We start from the raw sequence: 15,062 nt of genomic DNA on the forward strand, positions 1-15,062 counted from the left end.
ACTGGTGGACCCAGTCCAAGAAACTACTTGCCGCGCTGCTGCGCGAACTCCCACGCGTCCGCCACGATCCCCGCGAGGTCCGCACGCGACGGCTTCCAGCCCAGCCGCTCACGGGCCGTCTGCGCGGACGCGACCAGCACCGCCGGGTCGCCGCCCCGGCGCGGGGCCACGACCTCCGGAATCGGGTGGCCGGTCACCTGGCGGACCGTCTCGATGACCTCGCGGACCGAGAAGCCGTTGCCGTTGCCGAGGTTGCAGATCAGGTGCTCGGCGGGCCGGGCCGCGTCCAGCGCCAGCAGGTGGGCCTCCGCCAGGTCGGCCACGTGGATGTAGTCCCGGATGCAGGTGCCGTCGGGCGTGGGGTAGTCGTCGCCGAAGACGGAAATGGCGTCGCGCTTGCCCTGCGCCACCTGGAGCACCAGCGGGATGAGGTGCGACTCGGGGTCGTGGCGCTCGCCGAACGTGCCATGGGAAGGCGTCCGGTACGCGCCCGCCACGTTGAAGTAGCGCAGGCTGACCGCGCCCAGGCCGTGGGCCGTCGCCTCGCTGGTGATCATGTGGTCGACGGCGAGCTTGGTGGCGCCGTAGGGGTTGGTCGGGGACGTCGGCGCGGACTCGACGATGGGGGTCGTCTCGGGTTCGCCGTACGTCGCCGCGGTGGAGGAGAAGACGAGCTTGCGGACGCCCGCCGAGCGCATGGCGGCGAGGAGCGCCATCGTGCCGCCGACGTTGTTGTCCCAGTACTTCTCGGGCTTGACGACGGACTCGCCGACCTGTGAGCTCGCGGCGAAGTGGAGGACGGCGTCGAAGGTGGGATCCACCCATTTGGCAGCGTCGCGGATGTCGCCCTCGATGAAGGAGGCGCCGGCGGGCACCGCCTCGCGGAAGCCGGTCGAGAGGTTGTCGAGGACGACGACCTCGTGGCCCGCCTCCAGCAGATGCTGGGCGACCACGCTGCCGACATAGCCCGCGCCACCGGTGACCAGGTACTTACCGCTCATGAACTCGCTACCTCTCGCAATCGCTCGGCCGCGCGTTCCGGCGGCACGTCGTTGATGAACACGTTCATGCCGGACTCGGAACCCGCGAGGAACTTCAGCTTGCCGGAAGTGCGGCGAATGGTGAAAAGCTCAAGGTGAAGGGCGAAGTCCTCACGCACGACCCCGTCGAACTCCTCCAGCGCACCGAAGGGGGCCTGGTGCCAGGCCGCTATGTACGGCGTGGGGGGCTCACCTTCGCCGAATATCCGGTCGAAGCGATTCAAGAGTTCCAGATAGACCTGGGGGAACTCTGTGCGCGCGTCCTCGCCGAGCGCCAGCAGGTCGGGGACGCGGTGGCGCGGGTAGAGGTGCACCTCGTACGGCCAGTGCGCCGCGTACGGCACGAAGGCGACCCAGTGCTCGGTCTGGAGCACGATCCGCTCATCTGCCGTTTCGCGCTCCAGTACGGCGTCGAAGAGGTTCTCGCCGCCGGTCGCTTCCTTGTGGGCGGCGAGCGAACGCAACATCAGGGCGGTGCGGGGGGTGGTGAAGGGGTAGGCGTAGATCTGCCCGTGCGGATGCCCGAGGGTCACGCCGATCTCGGCACCGCGATTCTCGAAACAGAACACCTGCTGCACGGAGGGGAGATGCGACAACTCGGCGGTGCGGTCGGTCCAGGCCTCCAGGACCAGACGCGCCTGCCCCTCGGTCAGGTCCTTGAAGGACGCGTCGTGGTCGGAGGTGAAGCAGACGACCTCGCAGCGGCCGGAGTCCCCGGCGAGCGACGGGAAGCGGTTCTCGAACACCGCCACGTCGTACGTGGAGTCGGGGATCTCGCTCAGCCGGTCGCCCCGGGACGGGCACAGGGGGCATTCGTCGGCGGGCGGATGGTAGGTGCGGCCCTGGCGGTGCGAGGCGATGGCGACCGAGTCGCCGAGGAGCACGTCGTGACGGACCCGCGAGGTGGTGACCGTCCGCTCCAGCGGCCGTCGGTCCACCGCGTCGCGCACCGAGTCGTCGCGCAGGTCGTAGTAGATCAGCTCACGACCGTCGGCCAGCCGGGTCGAGGTCTTCTTCACGGCGGACTCCCCATCCGTAACCGATCAAACCATCAGATCCATCAGATCCATCAGATCCATCAGATCCATCAGATCCATCAAACAGAACCGAACACATCAAACCACAAATACGCACGACGGTCACTATCACAATCCAACAAAGCTCACCAGCCGAAGCCGGTGGTTTGAGCAATGCAAGCAACGTGAGCGAAGGAAGCGAAGTGAGCTCCGGATGCGCATCCCCACATCCCTCGCAGAGCACGCAGAGCAGCCCCTGATAAAGCCCCCCACACAGCTGGCAGCGGAGCTGCGGCTCCCCACCAACTGGCTCGACTACACGATCCTGGCGATCTACTTCATCGTGGTCCTCGGCATCGGCTTCGCCGCCCGCCGTTCCGTGAGGACCAGCCTCGACTTCTTCCTCTCCGGCCGTTCCCTGCCCGCCTGGGTCACCGGCCTGGCCTTCGTCGCGGCCAACCTCGGCGCCACCGAGATCCTCGGCATGGCCGCGAACAGCGCCCAGTACGGCGCGTACACCGTCCACTGGTACTGGATCGGCGCCATCCCCGCCATGGTGTTCCTCGGCCTGGTGATGATGCCCTTCTACTACGGGTCCAAGGTGCGGTCGGTACCGGAGTTCCTCCTCCTGCGCTTCGACCGCTCGGCGCATCTGCTCAGCTCCGTGCTCTTCGCCTTCGCCGCGATCCTCATCGCCGGGGTGAACCTGTACGCGCTCGCCATCGTCGTCGAGGCGCTGCTCGGCTGGCCGGAGTGGGTGTCGATCGTGGTCGCGGGCTTCTTCGTGCTGGCGTACATCACGCTGGGCGGCCTGTCCTCGGCCATCTACAACGAGGTGCTCCAGTTCTTCGTGATCCTGGCGGCCCTCATCCCCCTCTCCGTGCTCGGCCTGAAGAAGGTGGGCGGCTGGGACGGCCTGTCCGACTCACTCACGGCGAGCCACGGAGGCGACTTCGTCACGGCGTGGGGCGGCACGGGCATCGGCAGCGACAACCCGCTGGGCGCGAACTGGCTGACGATCGTCCTCGGGCTCGGTTTCGTCCTGTCCTTCGGCTACTGGACGACGAACTTCGCGGAGGTCCAGCGCGCACTGTCCGCGAAGAACCTCTCGGCGGCCCAGCGGACCCCGCTGATCGCGGCCTTCCCGAAGATCTTCATCGTGTTCCTGGTAATGATCCCGGGCCTGGTCGCCGCGGTCCTGGTCCCGAAGATCGGCACTCCGGGCTCGGACCTCCAGTACAACGACGCGATCCCGTACCTGATGGAGGACCTCCTCCCCAACGGCGTCCTCGGCATCGCGGTGACAGGTCTGCTGGCGGCGTTCATGGCGGGCATGGCGGCGAACGTGTCGTCCTTCAACACGGTGTTCACCAGCGACATCTGGGCGAAGTACGTGGTGAAGGGCCGTGAGGACGGCTACTACGTACGCTTCGGTCGCCTGATCACGGCCATCGGCGTGCTGGCCTCGATCGGCACGGCCTTCCTGGCCTCGTCCTTCTCGAACATCATGAGCTACCTGCAGACGCTGTTCAGCTTCTTCAACGTCCCCATGTTCGTGGTCTTCATCCTCGGCATGTTCTGGCGGCGGTCGTCGGCGAAGTCGGGCTTCTGGGGTCTGCTGGCGGGCACGGTGGCCGCGATGGTGAACTACTTCGTCCTCTACAAGCAGGGCATCGTCGGCATCCCCTCCGACCAGGGCGCCAACTTCGTCTCGGCGATCGCGGGCTTCGTCGCCGGTGCGGTGGTGATGGTGGCGGTGTCCCTGTTCACCGCCCCGAAGCCGGAGGCCGAACTCCAGGGCCTGGTCTACGGCACGCGGTCTCCCGGCATGGCCGAGCCGCCCGCCGAGGGCGACGACGCCTGGTACCGCAAGCCCGCGCTGCTGGGCTGGGGTGCGGTGATCCTGGCGGCGGCCTGCTACATCCCGTTCTCGTTCTGACGCCCCCGTCTCTGCGCAAGGAGTGACCCCATGTCCGAGTACTCGGAGCACGACGTCCATCGCCAGGTCACCGAACTGGAGGGCAGGTCGGCCACGGCCGCCCGACTGTTCGACGTACGCCGCATCATCGGCGGCCTGTTCTCCCTCTACGGCGTCATCGTCACGATCGCCGGCCTCACCGCCTCCGAAGCCGACCTCGACAAGGCCGAGGGCATCAACATCAACCTGTGGACGGGGCTGGGGATGCTGGCCCTGGGCTTGTTCTTCCTGGGGTGGCTGCGGCTGCGGCCGCTGAAGCAGGGGGTGGTGCCGAAGGAGGAACAGCGGGAGGGGCTGCCGGAGGAGTGAGGGTCGCGTACGGGGTCGCGGGTGCCGGGGGTATCGGCCTACGGCACCCGCGGCCCCGTATCCGCATAAAAACAGTCGGGCTCCGTGCGAACTCCCGTTGAACGCCTCGCGAACACTCCGAGCCCCCTACAACGCATCCCGGGTCCCCCGCATCAAACACAGGCGTCCGGCTCTTCTCCCCCTCACGCCACAAGGACCCACAATGAAACTGCCTCGCACGTTGTCGGCAGCCGCCGCTCTCTCCGCGATCGGGGCGGCGTTGCTGACCACGACTCCCGCCCACGCCGACGGCGGATCGCCGGCGTCTCCCTCCGTGTCCGCGTCGCCCTCCGTGGAGGCGTCGCCCACCGCATCCGCGTCGTCGTCCGCGTTCGCGTCGCCCGCCGCCTCGGCGTCCGCCTCCACCCCGTCGAGCGCCGCGCCCGCCGCATCGCCGACGCCCTGCCGCAACGGCCCCTTCTCCATGATCAAGCTCGGCCTCAAGGGGCTGCCCGGCAAGATCGCGGCGGGCGGCGGCTGGCACACCTTCACCCTGAACGTGGCCAACACCACCAGCACACCGCTCGGCGAGGTCCAAGGGAGCGTCAGCGTCGACAACGGCCAGGCCAGCGAGAACGCGGACCTGTGGAAGTACGCCTACCTTGAGCGCTGGGACGCCGACAGCGGCACCTGGGAGGGCCTGAGTGAAGAGGAGAAGAACCAGTACCGCGAGACCGGCCTCATCATCGGCTACACCAACCTCGACGCCCGTGAGTCCGCGGACCTGAAGTTCCGCCTGCGGCTCGACGCCAAGGCCACACTGGGCCCCGCCTACGCCGATGGCGGCGGCACCTACGTGGACCCGGAGAAGCAGTGCATCGACGGCACGACCACATCGGTCAACTTCGACGTGGTCGCCCCCGGCGAGGAGGGCGGCGGCGGTTCACCCACGGCGAGCGCGACGCCCACGCCGACCGCGAGCACCTCGCAGAGCGCCACGCCGACGGCCACGCCGAGCGCCGACGCGTCGCAGAGCGCCCCGTCCGGCGCTTCGGTCAACGGCGGTCTCGCGGAGACGGGTTCGTCGTCCGCCCTCCCGCTGATCGGCGCGGTCGGCGGCTTGGCCGTGGCGGCCGGTGCGGGCGCGGTGATCATGGTGCGACGTCGCGGGAACGGTGACGCCCAGGCGTGACGTGCGGGGCCCGCGGGAGCATGCTGGGACATCCCCTTGTTCCCGCCCCGTTCACATACGGGACGGCTGCTACTCACGCTGTTGAAGCGTCGACTGCCGACCATCTGTTCCCTTGATTCGATGCTCAAGTAGGGGGACTTGAGATGGTCGAGACGATCGCCGACTTCTTCGACGGCCTGAGCAACGGGCAACTGTGGGCAGGCGCCCTGGTATGCGCCCTGAGCGCGAGCCTCGTGGCTTTCTGGCTGGACCGCTACCAGGGGTGGCGGCGCATCAGCTGGAGCGAGGTCTACAACGGGCCCATCAACAAGCACATCAACCACCAGCCGCCGCCCGGCATGTGGGAGATCCACTGGCAGGGCCGTCAGATCAGCGAAGGCAGCCTGGTCATGCTGGAGGTGCGCAACTCCGGTGTGCAGACGCTCGAACCGGAGCACTTCGCCGCCCCTCTCGCTTTCACCTTCCCGGGCAAGAGGGTCGTGCACTTCAAGGTGCGGGATGCCGACGAGCCACTGGAGGCGACTCTGCGTCCGCAGGTACGGGTACCTGCGGACGCGGAGCCGGCCGACGACACCCGCTCCGGCTCCGGCGTGGGCGTCAGACAGGCCACGGTCCGGGCCCCGCGTGGGCAGGCCGACACGATCGTCCTGCCCGCCTTCACCCTCAACCGGCGCGACTGGTTCCGCCTCCTGGTGCTGCTGGAGGACGACGGGGCCGGCTCCTCGGCGAAGCCCCCCAAGATCACCGCGGACGGAAAGCTGAAGGGCGGCCGCGTCAAACGGACCGCCGGGCGGGCCCGACGCCGGTGGGCCACCGCCATCGTCGTGACGCTCGTGGCGGCCCTGAGCCTGGGCAGCGGTGTCTACGCGAACAACGAGAGCCTCAAGCTGGACGCCACCTGCTCCCAGGCCCGTCGACTCACCGTGACGGGCTCGACCGCCTTCTCGCCCCTCGCCCACCAGGTCAAGGAGGCGTACGAGGAGCAGTGCCCCGAGACGGACGTGGCACTGGAGGCGAACGGCAGCAGCAAGGGGCTGGAGGAACTGCGTTCGAACACGGCCGCCGAGACCATCGCCATGGTGGACACCGTGGCCGGGCAGGAGCCGGAGAAGGGCCTCGACGCCCACCACGTCGGTGTGATCGTCTTCGCCGTCGTGGCCAACCAGTCACTCGCCCAGGACCTGGGCCCCGGTCAGTCGCTCTGGGACCGGGGGCTGACGCAGGACCAGCTGGGCCAGATCTTCACCGGAGGCGGCTTCCGCAACGAGGACGGACGCCTCGCCGAAACACCCGTGGCGGTCGTCCGGGACTACGGCTCGGGCACCAGGGACGCCTTCGAGGCGAGGGTGACGGGCGGAAAGGGCAGGACGTCCGCCCCCGCATGCACAAACGACTCGACCGGCTCGACCGGAGTCTGCTCCGTGAGCTCCACGATGGAACTGCTCGACTACGTCAACCGGACGAAGAACGCCATCGGATACGCGGAGGCCGACGCCCTGCCCTTCTTCCCCAACGTGCGCACCGTGCCGATCAACAGCACTCCCCCGACCAAGGAGAACGTCCTCGACGGCGACTACCCCTTCTGGGCGTCCGAGATCCTCTACACCCGCGAGGGCGCGTCCGGCCTGACCCTCAACTTCCTCGACTTCCTGCGCAGCCGGGGAGTCTCGAAACTCCTGGAGGGCCGGGGCTTCCTCCCGTGCCGGGAGCTGAGGGACTCCAAGGTCGCGGAGATGAGGTGTGAGGAGTAGGCGTTCGCAGGACAGCCTCGTGCCCGAAGAGCAGCGTCAGCGGGCACGAGGCCGGGTCATGGTCTTCGCGATGCTCGACGCACATCGTCCCCAGATCAGGGTCTGTCATCGCCGAACAGATCCTCCGCGTCCTTCGCGTGGACCGCCCGCTGAGCCCAGAGGTCGAGCTGCTCCAGGTCGGAGCAGGTCATCACCCGCTCACGAACGGATTCCGGAACCGAGATGCCGCGCCAGTCGAGGATCCGGAGGACCATCGATGCGCGCTCCTGCTCGACGCCTTCTTCGCGGCCTTCTTCTCGACCCTCTTCCCGGACCTTCTCGGCGACCTCATGCCGGAAGAAGTAGTTGACCGGCACCATCAGCTCCTTCCAGATCTGCTTCGCCTGCGCATCGATCAGGCACGACTCCACGAACTGTGCGATCATCCCCGCGCTGTCGGCCTCGGTGGTTTCCAAGGCCGCCGCCAGCGGTTTCAGTATGGCAGCGGCATCTGTCCCCTTGCCGTGTGTCATCGCCGAGAAGGCTGCGAGGAACACGTCCCGCTTGGCCTCGGCTTCATCAACGATCAGCGGGACGTTCTCCGGACTCAGCACAAGCGGCCGTACGGCGAGCGAGTGCCAGCCGGGCAGACCCAGGCGGATCGGGCGTGCCGCCCAGCGGGCCGTGGACCTGCTCTGGGTCAGGACAACCAGCACCGGCTCCCAGCGGTACTTCGCATACAAGTACGAGAGGTAGTACGCCCAGCTACCGCGTTTGTTGTCGTCCCTGTTGCCCTGGGACTCGATGACCAGCAGATACGTCCCCTCGTCCGTCTCCGCCTGCAACAGCGTGTCCACGCGCCGCTCGACCGGCTCGATCTCCGTCAGGTCCGCGTTCAGAACCGCGAAGTCACGCGGTTCAGGAAAGGGGATATGTAGCACTCTCTGCAGAGTGCGCGTGAACCCTGCCGGCTCCTTCTGGCAGATCCGGTGCAGCGCCTCGTGCGACGAGCCGACCATCGGCTCTCCTTTCTGTACGACGTGATCAACGAGCTACACCGCGGCCAGGTCACACCACACGTACTTGCCCCGACTGCCGCCCTTGGTCAGCGGCTGCCAGCCCCACAGGTCGGCACAAGCCCGGACGAGAGCGAGGCCGCGCCCTCCTTCCACATCCAGGTCGGCAACCTGGTCCAACGGGTACGGAGGTTCCGGGGGTTCGGGGTCCGCGTCCTAGGCGCCGACGCGGAGGACGCCGTCCCTCCAGGTGACGCGGAGGGCGGCGGGGCCCTTGGTGTGGCGTACGGCGTTGCTCACCAGCTCTGTTGCGAGCAGTTCGGCGGTGTCGACGAGGCGGATGAGGCCGTGCATGGTCAGGATCAGGCGGAGAGTTCGGCGACTGATGGTGACGGCTCGGGGGTCGTTCGGGATGTGGAGGCAGTACTCCCAGGGTTCGCATTCGTTTTCAGGCATGGGTGAACTCCGTTCGGTGGGGAGGGGTTGGCAGGTCACAGCGGTCGCGGGCGGTGGCATTGCCGCAGCCGTCATGGCAGGACGGAGTGGTGCGCTTCCGGGACTCCCGGCGTTTCGCAGCGTGTGCGTCGCATCACTGACGGTAGAGCAAAAATTTTTCCTCCCGCAACCGAATGGCGTAGCCTGACGCCCGAACGAGGCACAGCGGCAGGCCGGTTGAGGCCAGGAGGGGTGCATGGCGCCAAGGAGCCAGCCCACCGCGCGACAAGTACGACTGGGCACGGAGTTGCGGAGACTGAGAGAGGCCGCCGGCCTGAAGGCTCGCGAGGTTGCAGGGCTCTTGAGCTCAACGTCGGCGCAGATCAGCCAGGTCGAAGCGGGCCTGGCAGGTGTGAGCGAGCAACGTGTGCGACGGCTCGCGGCCCACTACGCGTGCGACGACGAGACCTTGATCGAGGCACTCGTCGCCATGGCGACCGACCGCACAAGCGGCTGGTGGGAGGAGTTTCGGGGCATCCTGCCGTCGGTGTTCCTGGACGTCGCCGAGCTGGAGCACCATGCGACGTCCCTGCGCGAGGTCGTCATCACCCACGTACCGGGCCTGTTCCAGACCCCCGACTACGCCCGCGCCGTCTTCGGGTACATGGTCCCGGAACTCCCGCCGAGCGAGTTGGAACCCCGAGTCCAGCACAGGCTGCGGCGCAGGGCCGCCATCGAGGGGGACGACGCTGCCGAATACGAGACAATCGTTCACGAATTCGCACTGCGCATACTCGTTGCCGACCGCCAAGTGGCGCGTGCCCAACTCCTGGAAATCCTGAGCCAGATCGAGCGGGGCCATGCCGTACGGGTCATCCCCATCGACGTGCAGGGCTTCGCCGGCGCCAGCAGCGCGATGCTGTACGTGGGCGGACCGCTCCCTCGGCTGGACACTGTGCTTCGCGACTCGCCCCACGGCACCGCATTCCTCGATGCGGAGTCCCAACTGGACCGGTTTCGAAAGCTCTTTCGTAAGGTGGAGAAGGCAGCTCTCGATCCCATCCCGTCACGGGAGCTCATCCACCGCATCGCCAAGGAATTGTGAGGCAGGCATGGCCCACCCCCTCCACTGGCAGAAGTCGTCCTTCTCCGAGGGAGGCGACGGCAACACCTGCGTTGAGCTGGCGAGGGCCCACACCACCCTCCACCTCCGGGAAAGCGACACCCCGCACACCGAGGTCACCATGGCCCCCGCCCCCCTCGCCCACCTCCTCCACGGCATAAAGACCGGCAGACTCGGCACCGGGACACCCCGATGTGACTGAGCGCTGAAACCTGTGTGGGGGTCAGTCCCGTTCCGCGTCCAGGTCGTCCTCAGGGCGTGGTGGTGGGCCCGCGCGGTCCAGTAGGCCCGTGCGCGCCGCCAGGGCCGCCGCCTCCAGGCGGGAGCCGACGTCCAGCTTCATCAGGACCCTTTGCACATGGGTGCGGGCCGTGGAGGGGGCGATGCCCATGCCGGCCGCGATCAGGCGGGTGTCCTCGCCTTCGGCGACGCGGACCAGCACCTCGACCTCACGCGGGGTCAGCAGCTGGAGCAGGCGCTGGCCCTCGTCGTCGGGCTGGGCGGCCGGGTTGAGCAGTTCGCTGAAGGCGCCCTGGAGGAGGGCGGGTGCGACCGCCGCCTCGCCCGCCCGTGCCTTGATGATCGCGCGCTCGACGCCCTCTATGCGCTCGTCGTGCCGTACGTAACCCGAGGCGCCCGATGCGAACGCCGCCGCTATGCCGCGCGGGTTCGGCACCGGTCCGAGGACCAGTACCGCCACCTGCGGGCGCTCCCGTTTGATGCGCACCACCGGATCGAAGATCCCCGGCTCGGCGGGTGCCGCCGTACCGAACAGGCACACCTCCGGTGCCCGGGTGATCACCAGTTCCGCCGCCCCCGCGGCGGGCGCCGCCGCGGCGAGCACCCTGTGCCCGCGCAGCTTCAGCGCCGAGGCCAGTGCCTCCGCGAGCAATCGGTGGTCGTCGACCACCATGAGCCGCACTCCCATCGAGCAACCCCCCAGTCCCCCCAATGGCGCACCACTATGGCTGCCCACTGATCCCCACGAACAGATCCCCCTTGGTTCCCCCGCTCTTCATGCCCCCGGAAGCTACACGCTTGTTCGACGTTACGCTCCCCCTCTACGGGAGAAGTGCCCCGGAATACAGGTATTCCTCCCGTTCGAGAGTGATGAGGGGTAAGGGCACGGCCCCGCCCCTGAGCAGGGGCGGGGCCGTTCCGCGGGGGCCCGGGGGCGCATGGAGTTGCGCGGCACCGAATGGGGATCACTTCGCGCCGAAGGCGAGCGCCGCGTACCTCTTCTCGTCCGGGGAGTACGCCTTGCCGGCCAGTTCCTTGCCCATGAAGAGCCGCCCGTTGCTGTAGAGGAGCTCGGCGGAGTCCGGGACCATGCTGCTGATCGCCATGAGTACCTCCCGGGAGGCCGGGGTCTCCAGGAGCTTGGTGGTCTTCAGCGTGGAGGTGTCGACGGAGACGACCTGGGCGCCCTTGTTGTACGGGGGGTCCTTGAAGGCGATGATGTTCGGCCCGTCCATGCGGATCGGGAACAGCGCGTAGCCGTCGCCCGCGTCGACGCGCTCACCGGTGGGCTTGCCGGTGGCCAGCGAGAAGGACACGATCTCGTTGGTCTGGGCGCTGCCGCTGCCGTTGTGCTCCTCGGTCGACACGTACAGCTTGTCGTTGCCGACCGTGACCCCCTTGCAGTCCCAGACCTCGCCGACGTCGCAGTCGGACTTGTACTTGCCCGCCGGGGTCGTGATCTTCGTACGGAGCTTGCCGTTGTCGTCCAGCGAGAAGACGTCCGTGAAGCCGGAGGCGGTGATCTCGCCCGAGTCCACGCCGAAGACGACCGGCTTGGTGGAGATCACCTTGGCGTTGTCGATGCCGGAGGGCAGCTTGTAACTCCACTTGCTGGAGCCGCTCTTGGGGTCGAGGAGCTGTACCTCGTACTGCTCGTCGCCGTAGTCGCCGCACTTGCGGACCGCGACGAGCTGGGTGCCGCCGGCGTAGCCGACGTCCACGCACTCGCTGACCTTCGGCGCCCACAGGGGCTTGCCGGTGTTCACGTCGAAGGCGGCGCCTCCGTAGAGACCGCCCACCGCGGCCGTGGAACCGGAGATGGTGACCTGGGTGAAGGCCACGGCCTCGCCGCTGAGTTCGGCGCTCCTCGTCCACACCTTCTTGCCGTCGGCCACCCGGAAGGCGGTGATCGCGGTGCAGGGCTGGGCGAGGCCCTTGCTGTCGCGCTTCTTCGTCTCGTGCACGACCACGGCGATCCCGTCGGCGCTGACCTCACGGGAGGCCGCACAGGTCTGGCCGTCCAGCGGGAGCGTCCATCGGGGGTCGCCGCTGTCGGGGTCATAGCCGACGATCTTGGCTACGCCGCCCTTGACGTACACCGAGTCGGTGAGCCAGGAGCCCTTGATGCTGGCGACCTGCTGCCGGTCCTTCACCTCCGGCGCTTCCAGCCGGAACAGCACCTCGGCGCTGGTGCTGGACGGCACCTTCTCCTGGGCATCACTGTCCCCGCCGCCGGACGTACCGCCGGTGCTCCCGTCGTCGCCTCCGGTGGCGCCGCCGGAGTCCGCGGAGTTGTTCTTGCCGTCGTCGCCCTTGCCGTCGGAGGACGCGTACCAGACGCCACCACCGATGATCAGCGCGATGGCGGCGACGGCCGCGACGATGATGACCAGCTGGGAGTTGACCTTCCTCCCGCCTTGACCGACTCCGACTTGGCCGACTTGGCCGGCCTGGGGCTGCTGGGGCGGGGTCGGCTGCGGGTAGCCGTACGGCGGCTGGCCGTAGGGGGGTTGCTGGCCGTAGGGGGCCTGTTGGCCGTACGCGGGCGGCTGGCCGTACGGGGGCTGCTGGCCCGGGGCGCCGTAGCCGGGCTGGGCGGGCTGCGCAGCGGGCTGGGGCGGTGGGGGCGGCGCCTGGGGGTAGCCGTAGCCGGGGGCGGGCGCGCCGAAGCCGCCCTGCGGCGGCTGCGGGGGTGCCGCGGGCGGCTGCTGTGGTGGCGGAGGCGGGGGTGGCGGCCCTTGCGGCGGCGGCCCTTGCGGCGGCTGTCCCTGCGGTGGTTGCCCTTGTGGTGGGCCGAAGCCGCCCTGCGGCGGCTGATTGGGCGGCTGAGTCATCAGCGCGCTCCCCCTCTTCGCTGCTTTTGAGCCACCCGCTGTCACGCGAGGTGATGGTTCTCGGAGTTCTCAGAGTTCTCGAAGTGTTCCCAGACGGCTCTTTCTACCACTGCCCAGCACCGCGACGCTCCCACGCACGGGCCGGTCACTTCCCCCGTTCCCAAGGGAGGACCGGCCCGTGATGCCCTCGTTACGCTCCTTCATGGCCGCTTCATGGCCGCTTCGCGGTCGTTTCACGGTCGCTTCACGTGTCGCGAAACCATCGGTGGAAGCGGTAGCGGTCACGCTTCCTCGGCCAGCTCCAGCCAGCGCAGTTCCAACTCCTCGCGCTGCCCCGCCAGGTCGCGCAACTCCGCATCCAGTTCAGCCACCTTCGCGAAGTCCGTGGCGTTCTCGGCGATCCCCGCGTGCAGCTTCGTCTCCTTCTCGGAGATCTTGTCCAACTGCCGCTCGATCTTCTGCAGTTCCTTCTTCGCGGCCCGCTGGTCGGCCGCGCTCTTCTCCGGTGCCGCCTTTGCCGCGCTCGCCGCGGGCGCGGCCGCCCTCGCCGCGCTCTCCTCCATCGCGTGGCGCCGCTCGATGTACTCGTCGATTCCGCGCGGCAGCATCCGCAACGCCCCGTCGCCGAGCAGCGCGTACACCCGGTCCGTCGTCCGCTCGACGAAGAACCGGTCGTGGGAGATGACGACCATCGAGCCGGGCCAGCCGTCGAGGAGGTCCTCCAGCTGGGTGAGGGTCTCGATGTCGAGGTCGTTGGTGGGCTCGTCGAGGAAGAGGACGTTCGGCTCGTCCATGAGCAGGCGGAGCAGCTGGAGCCGCCGGCGCTCACCACCCGACAGGTCACCGACCGGCGTCCACTGCTTCTCCTTGCCGAAGCCGAACGTCTCGCACAGCTGGCCCGCGGTCAGCTCGCGGCCCTTGCCGAGGTCGACCCGGTCGCGGACCTGCTGCACGGCCTCCAGCACCCGCACGCTCGGGTCGAGTTCGGCGACCTCCTGGGAGAGGTAGGCGAGCTTGACGGTCTTGCCGACGGCGATCCGGCCCGCGGCGGGCTGCTCCTCGCCCGCGGAGCGCGCCGCGTCCGCGAGGGCCCGCAGCAGCGAGGTCTTGCCGGCGCCGTTCACTCCGACGAGGCCGAAGCGGTCGCCGGGGCCGAGCTGCCAGGTGAGGTGCTTGAGCAGCACCTTGGGGCCGGCCTGGACCGTCACGTTCTCCAGGTCGAAGACCGTCTTGCCGAGGCGGGAGCTCGCGAACTTCATCAGTTCGCTGCTGTCGCGCGGCGGCGGCACGTCCTTGATCAGTTCGTTGGCGGCCTCGACGCGGAAACGCGGCTTGGATGTGCGGGCGGGGGCGCCGCGCCGCAGCCAGGCCAGTTCCTTGCGGACCAGGTTCTGGCGCTTGACCTCCTCGGTGGCGGCGATGCGCTCGCGTTCGGCGCGGGCGAAGACGTAGTCGGAGTAGCCGCCCTCGTACTCGTAGACCGCGCCGCGCTGGACGTCCCACATGCGGGTGCAGACCTGGTCGAGGAACCAGCGGTCGTGGGTGACGCAGACGAGGGCGGAGCGGCGCTCGCGGAGGTGGTTCGCGAGCCAGGAGATGCCCTCGACGTCGAGGTGGTTCGTGGGCTCGTCGAGGATGAGGATGTCCTGCTCCTCGATGAGCAGCTTGGCGAGGGCGATACGGCGGCGCTCGCCTCCGGAGAGGGGGCCGATGACGGTGTCGAGCCCCTGCGGGAAGCCGGGGAGGTCGAGTCCGCCGAAGAGGCCGGTGAGGACGTCCCTGATCTTGGCGTTGCCCGCCCACTCGTGGTCGGCCAGGTCGCGGATGACCTCGTGGCGGACGGTGGCCTCGGGGTCGAGGGAGTCGTGCTGGGTGAGGACGCCGAGGCGGAGTCCTCCGGAGTGGGTGACGCGGCCGGTGTCGGCCTCCTCCAGTTTGGCGAGCATGCGGATGAGGGTCGTCTTGCCGTCGCCGTTGCGTCCGACCACGCCGATGCGGTCGCCTTCCGAGACGCCGAGGGAGACTCCGTCGAGCAGGGCGCGGGTGCCGTACACCTTGCTGACGTTCTCGACATTGACCAGGTTGACGGCCATTACTCTCCTGAGCGCGGGGGTGGATCGACCCTCCAGGGTACGCGTCGCGGTCGGTCGGCCGTCCGGATATGTGGCCC

The 15,062-nt window shown here is 68.6% G+C and carries 12 protein-coding genes and 1 pseudogene; 6 read left to right on the forward strand and 7 right to left on the reverse strand.

All coding sequences use genetic code 11. The features are described 5' to 3' along the window. Window positions 1–23: 23 nt before the first annotated feature. Window positions 24–1,001, reverse strand: a complete 978-nt coding sequence (gene galE, locus IE262_RS21070; RefSeq protein WP_189875588.1) for a UDP-glucose 4-epimerase GalE — start codon at window positions 999–1,001, stop codon at window positions 24–26. Further along, window positions 998–2,059, reverse strand: coding sequence for a galactose-1-phosphate uridylyltransferase (gene galT, locus IE262_RS21075; protein ID WP_189875590.1), 1,062 nt, complete (start codon window positions 2,057–2,059; stop codon window positions 998–1,000). The genes galE and galT overlap by 4 nt, the downstream gene beginning before the upstream one ends. Window positions 2,060–2,270: 211 nt before the next feature. On the opposite strand from galT, the gene IE262_RS21080 reads away from it, so the two are divergent. From IE262_RS21080 to IE262_RS21095, 4 genes are all read left to right on the forward strand, one after another. Next, window positions 2,271–3,995 (forward strand): sodium:solute symporter family protein, encoded by a 1,725-nt coding sequence (locus IE262_RS21080; protein ID WP_373305091.1) that lies wholly within the window; start codon window positions 2,271–2,273, stop codon window positions 3,993–3,995. A gap of 30 nt (window positions 3,996–4,025) precedes the next feature. Further along, a complete protein-coding gene (locus IE262_RS21085; RefSeq protein WP_134038859.1) occupies window positions 4,026–4,343 on the forward strand; it encodes a hypothetical protein in 318 nt (105 codons plus the stop codon). A 202-nt stretch (window positions 4,344–4,545) separates the two neighbouring features. Then, the gene (locus IE262_RS21090; protein WP_189875592.1) at window positions 4,546–5,514 is read left to right on the forward strand and encodes an LAETG motif-containing sortase-dependent surface protein; all 969 of its coding nucleotides are present in this window, start codon (window positions 4,546–4,548) and stop codon (window positions 5,512–5,514) included. Between the two features lie 143 nt (window positions 5,515–5,657). Then, window positions 5,658–7,265 carry a substrate-binding domain-containing protein gene (locus tag IE262_RS21095; protein ID WP_189875595.1) on the forward strand — a complete coding sequence of 536 codons (1,608 nt, stop codon included), beginning with the start codon at window positions 5,658–5,660 and terminating at the stop codon, window positions 7,263–7,265. 95 nt (window positions 7,266–7,360) lie between these two features. On the opposite strand, the gene IE262_RS21100 is transcribed toward IE262_RS21095, so the two are convergent. Next, the gene (locus IE262_RS21100) at window positions 7,361–8,263 is read right to left on the reverse strand and encodes a hypothetical protein (RefSeq protein ID WP_189875597.1); all 903 of its coding nucleotides are present in this window, start codon (window positions 8,261–8,263) and stop codon (window positions 7,361–7,363) included. Window positions 8,264–8,296: 33 nt separating this feature from the next. Next, a pseudogene (locus IE262_RS21105) lies at window positions 8,297–8,716 on the reverse strand (ATP-binding protein). 235 nt (window positions 8,717–8,951) lie between these two features. On the opposite strand from IE262_RS21105, the gene IE262_RS21110 reads away from it, so the two are divergent. Continuing rightward, complete coding sequence (locus tag IE262_RS21110; RefSeq protein WP_189875599.1) at window positions 8,952–9,800, forward strand: helix-turn-helix domain-containing protein; 849 nt, start codon at window positions 8,952–8,954, stop codon at window positions 9,798–9,800. Window positions 9,801–9,807: 7 nt separating this feature from the next. Further along, entirely contained in the window at window positions 9,808–10,020 is a 213-nt protein-coding gene (locus IE262_RS21115) for a DUF397 domain-containing protein (RefSeq protein WP_189875601.1), read from the forward strand. A gap of 21 nt (window positions 10,021–10,041) precedes the next feature. On the opposite strand, the gene IE262_RS21120 is transcribed toward IE262_RS21115, so the two are convergent. From IE262_RS21120 to IE262_RS21130, 3 genes are all read right to left on the reverse strand, one after another. After that, window positions 10,042–10,746 carry a helix-turn-helix transcriptional regulator gene (locus IE262_RS21120; protein WP_189875603.1) on the reverse strand — a complete coding sequence of 235 codons (705 nt, stop codon included), beginning with the start codon at window positions 10,744–10,746 and terminating at the stop codon, window positions 10,042–10,044. Window positions 10,747–11,023: 277 nt separating this feature from the next. Continuing rightward, a complete protein-coding gene (locus tag IE262_RS21125; RefSeq protein WP_189875605.1) occupies window positions 11,024–12,892 on the reverse strand; it encodes an outer membrane protein assembly factor BamB family protein in 1,869 nt (622 codons plus the stop codon). 281 nt (window positions 12,893–13,173) lie between these two features. Next, window positions 13,174–14,985, reverse strand: coding sequence for an ABC-F family ATP-binding cassette domain-containing protein (locus tag IE262_RS21130; protein ID WP_189875608.1), 1,812 nt, complete (start codon window positions 14,983–14,985; stop codon window positions 13,174–13,176). Window positions 14,986–15,062 lie beyond the last annotated feature (77 nt).

The sequence above is a fragment of the Streptomyces bluensis genome (assembly GCF_014650715.1).
GTDB lineage: Bacteria > Actinomycetota > Actinomycetes > Streptomycetales > Streptomycetaceae > Streptomyces > Streptomyces bluensis.

What these genes read in the sequence shown, in the direction of transcription:
- galE (WP_189875588.1), bottom strand. Translation starts at nt 1,001, where the DNA reads ATGAGCGGTAAGTACCTGGTCACCGGTGGCGCGGGCTATGTCGGCAGC.
- IE262_RS21085 (WP_134038859.1), top strand. Translation starts at nt 4,026, where the DNA reads ATGTCCGAGTACTCGGAGCACGACGTCCATCGCCAGGTCACCGAACTG.
- IE262_RS21115 (WP_189875601.1), top strand. Translation starts at nt 9,808, where the DNA reads ATGGCCCACCCCCTCCACTGGCAGAAGTCGTCCTTCTCCGAGGGAGGC.
- IE262_RS21125 (WP_189875605.1), bottom strand. Translation starts at nt 12,892, where the DNA reads ATGACTCAGCCGCCCAATCAGCCGCCGCAGGGCGGCTTCGGCCCACCA.
- IE262_RS21110 (WP_189875599.1), top strand. Translation starts at nt 8,952, where the DNA reads ATGGCGCCAAGGAGCCAGCCCACCGCGCGACAAGTACGACTGGGCACG.
- IE262_RS21095 (WP_189875595.1), top strand. Translation starts at nt 5,658, where the DNA reads ATGGTCGAGACGATCGCCGACTTCTTCGACGGCCTGAGCAACGGGCAA.
- IE262_RS21080 (WP_373305091.1), top strand. Translation starts at nt 2,271, where the DNA reads ATGCGCATCCCCACATCCCTCGCAGAGCACGCAGAGCAGCCCCTGATA.
- IE262_RS21090 (WP_189875592.1), top strand. Translation starts at nt 4,546, where the DNA reads ATGAAACTGCCTCGCACGTTGTCGGCAGCCGCCGCTCTCTCCGCGATC.
- IE262_RS21100 (WP_189875597.1), bottom strand. Translation starts at nt 8,263, where the DNA reads ATGGTCGGCTCGTCGCACGAGGCGCTGCACCGGATCTGCCAGAAGGAG.
- IE262_RS21120 (WP_189875603.1), bottom strand. Translation starts at nt 10,746, where the DNA reads ATGGGAGTGCGGCTCATGGTGGTCGACGACCACCGATTGCTCGCGGAG.
- IE262_RS21130 (WP_189875608.1), bottom strand. Translation starts at nt 14,985, where the DNA reads ATGGCCGTCAACCTGGTCAATGTCGAGAACGTCAGCAAGGTGTACGGC.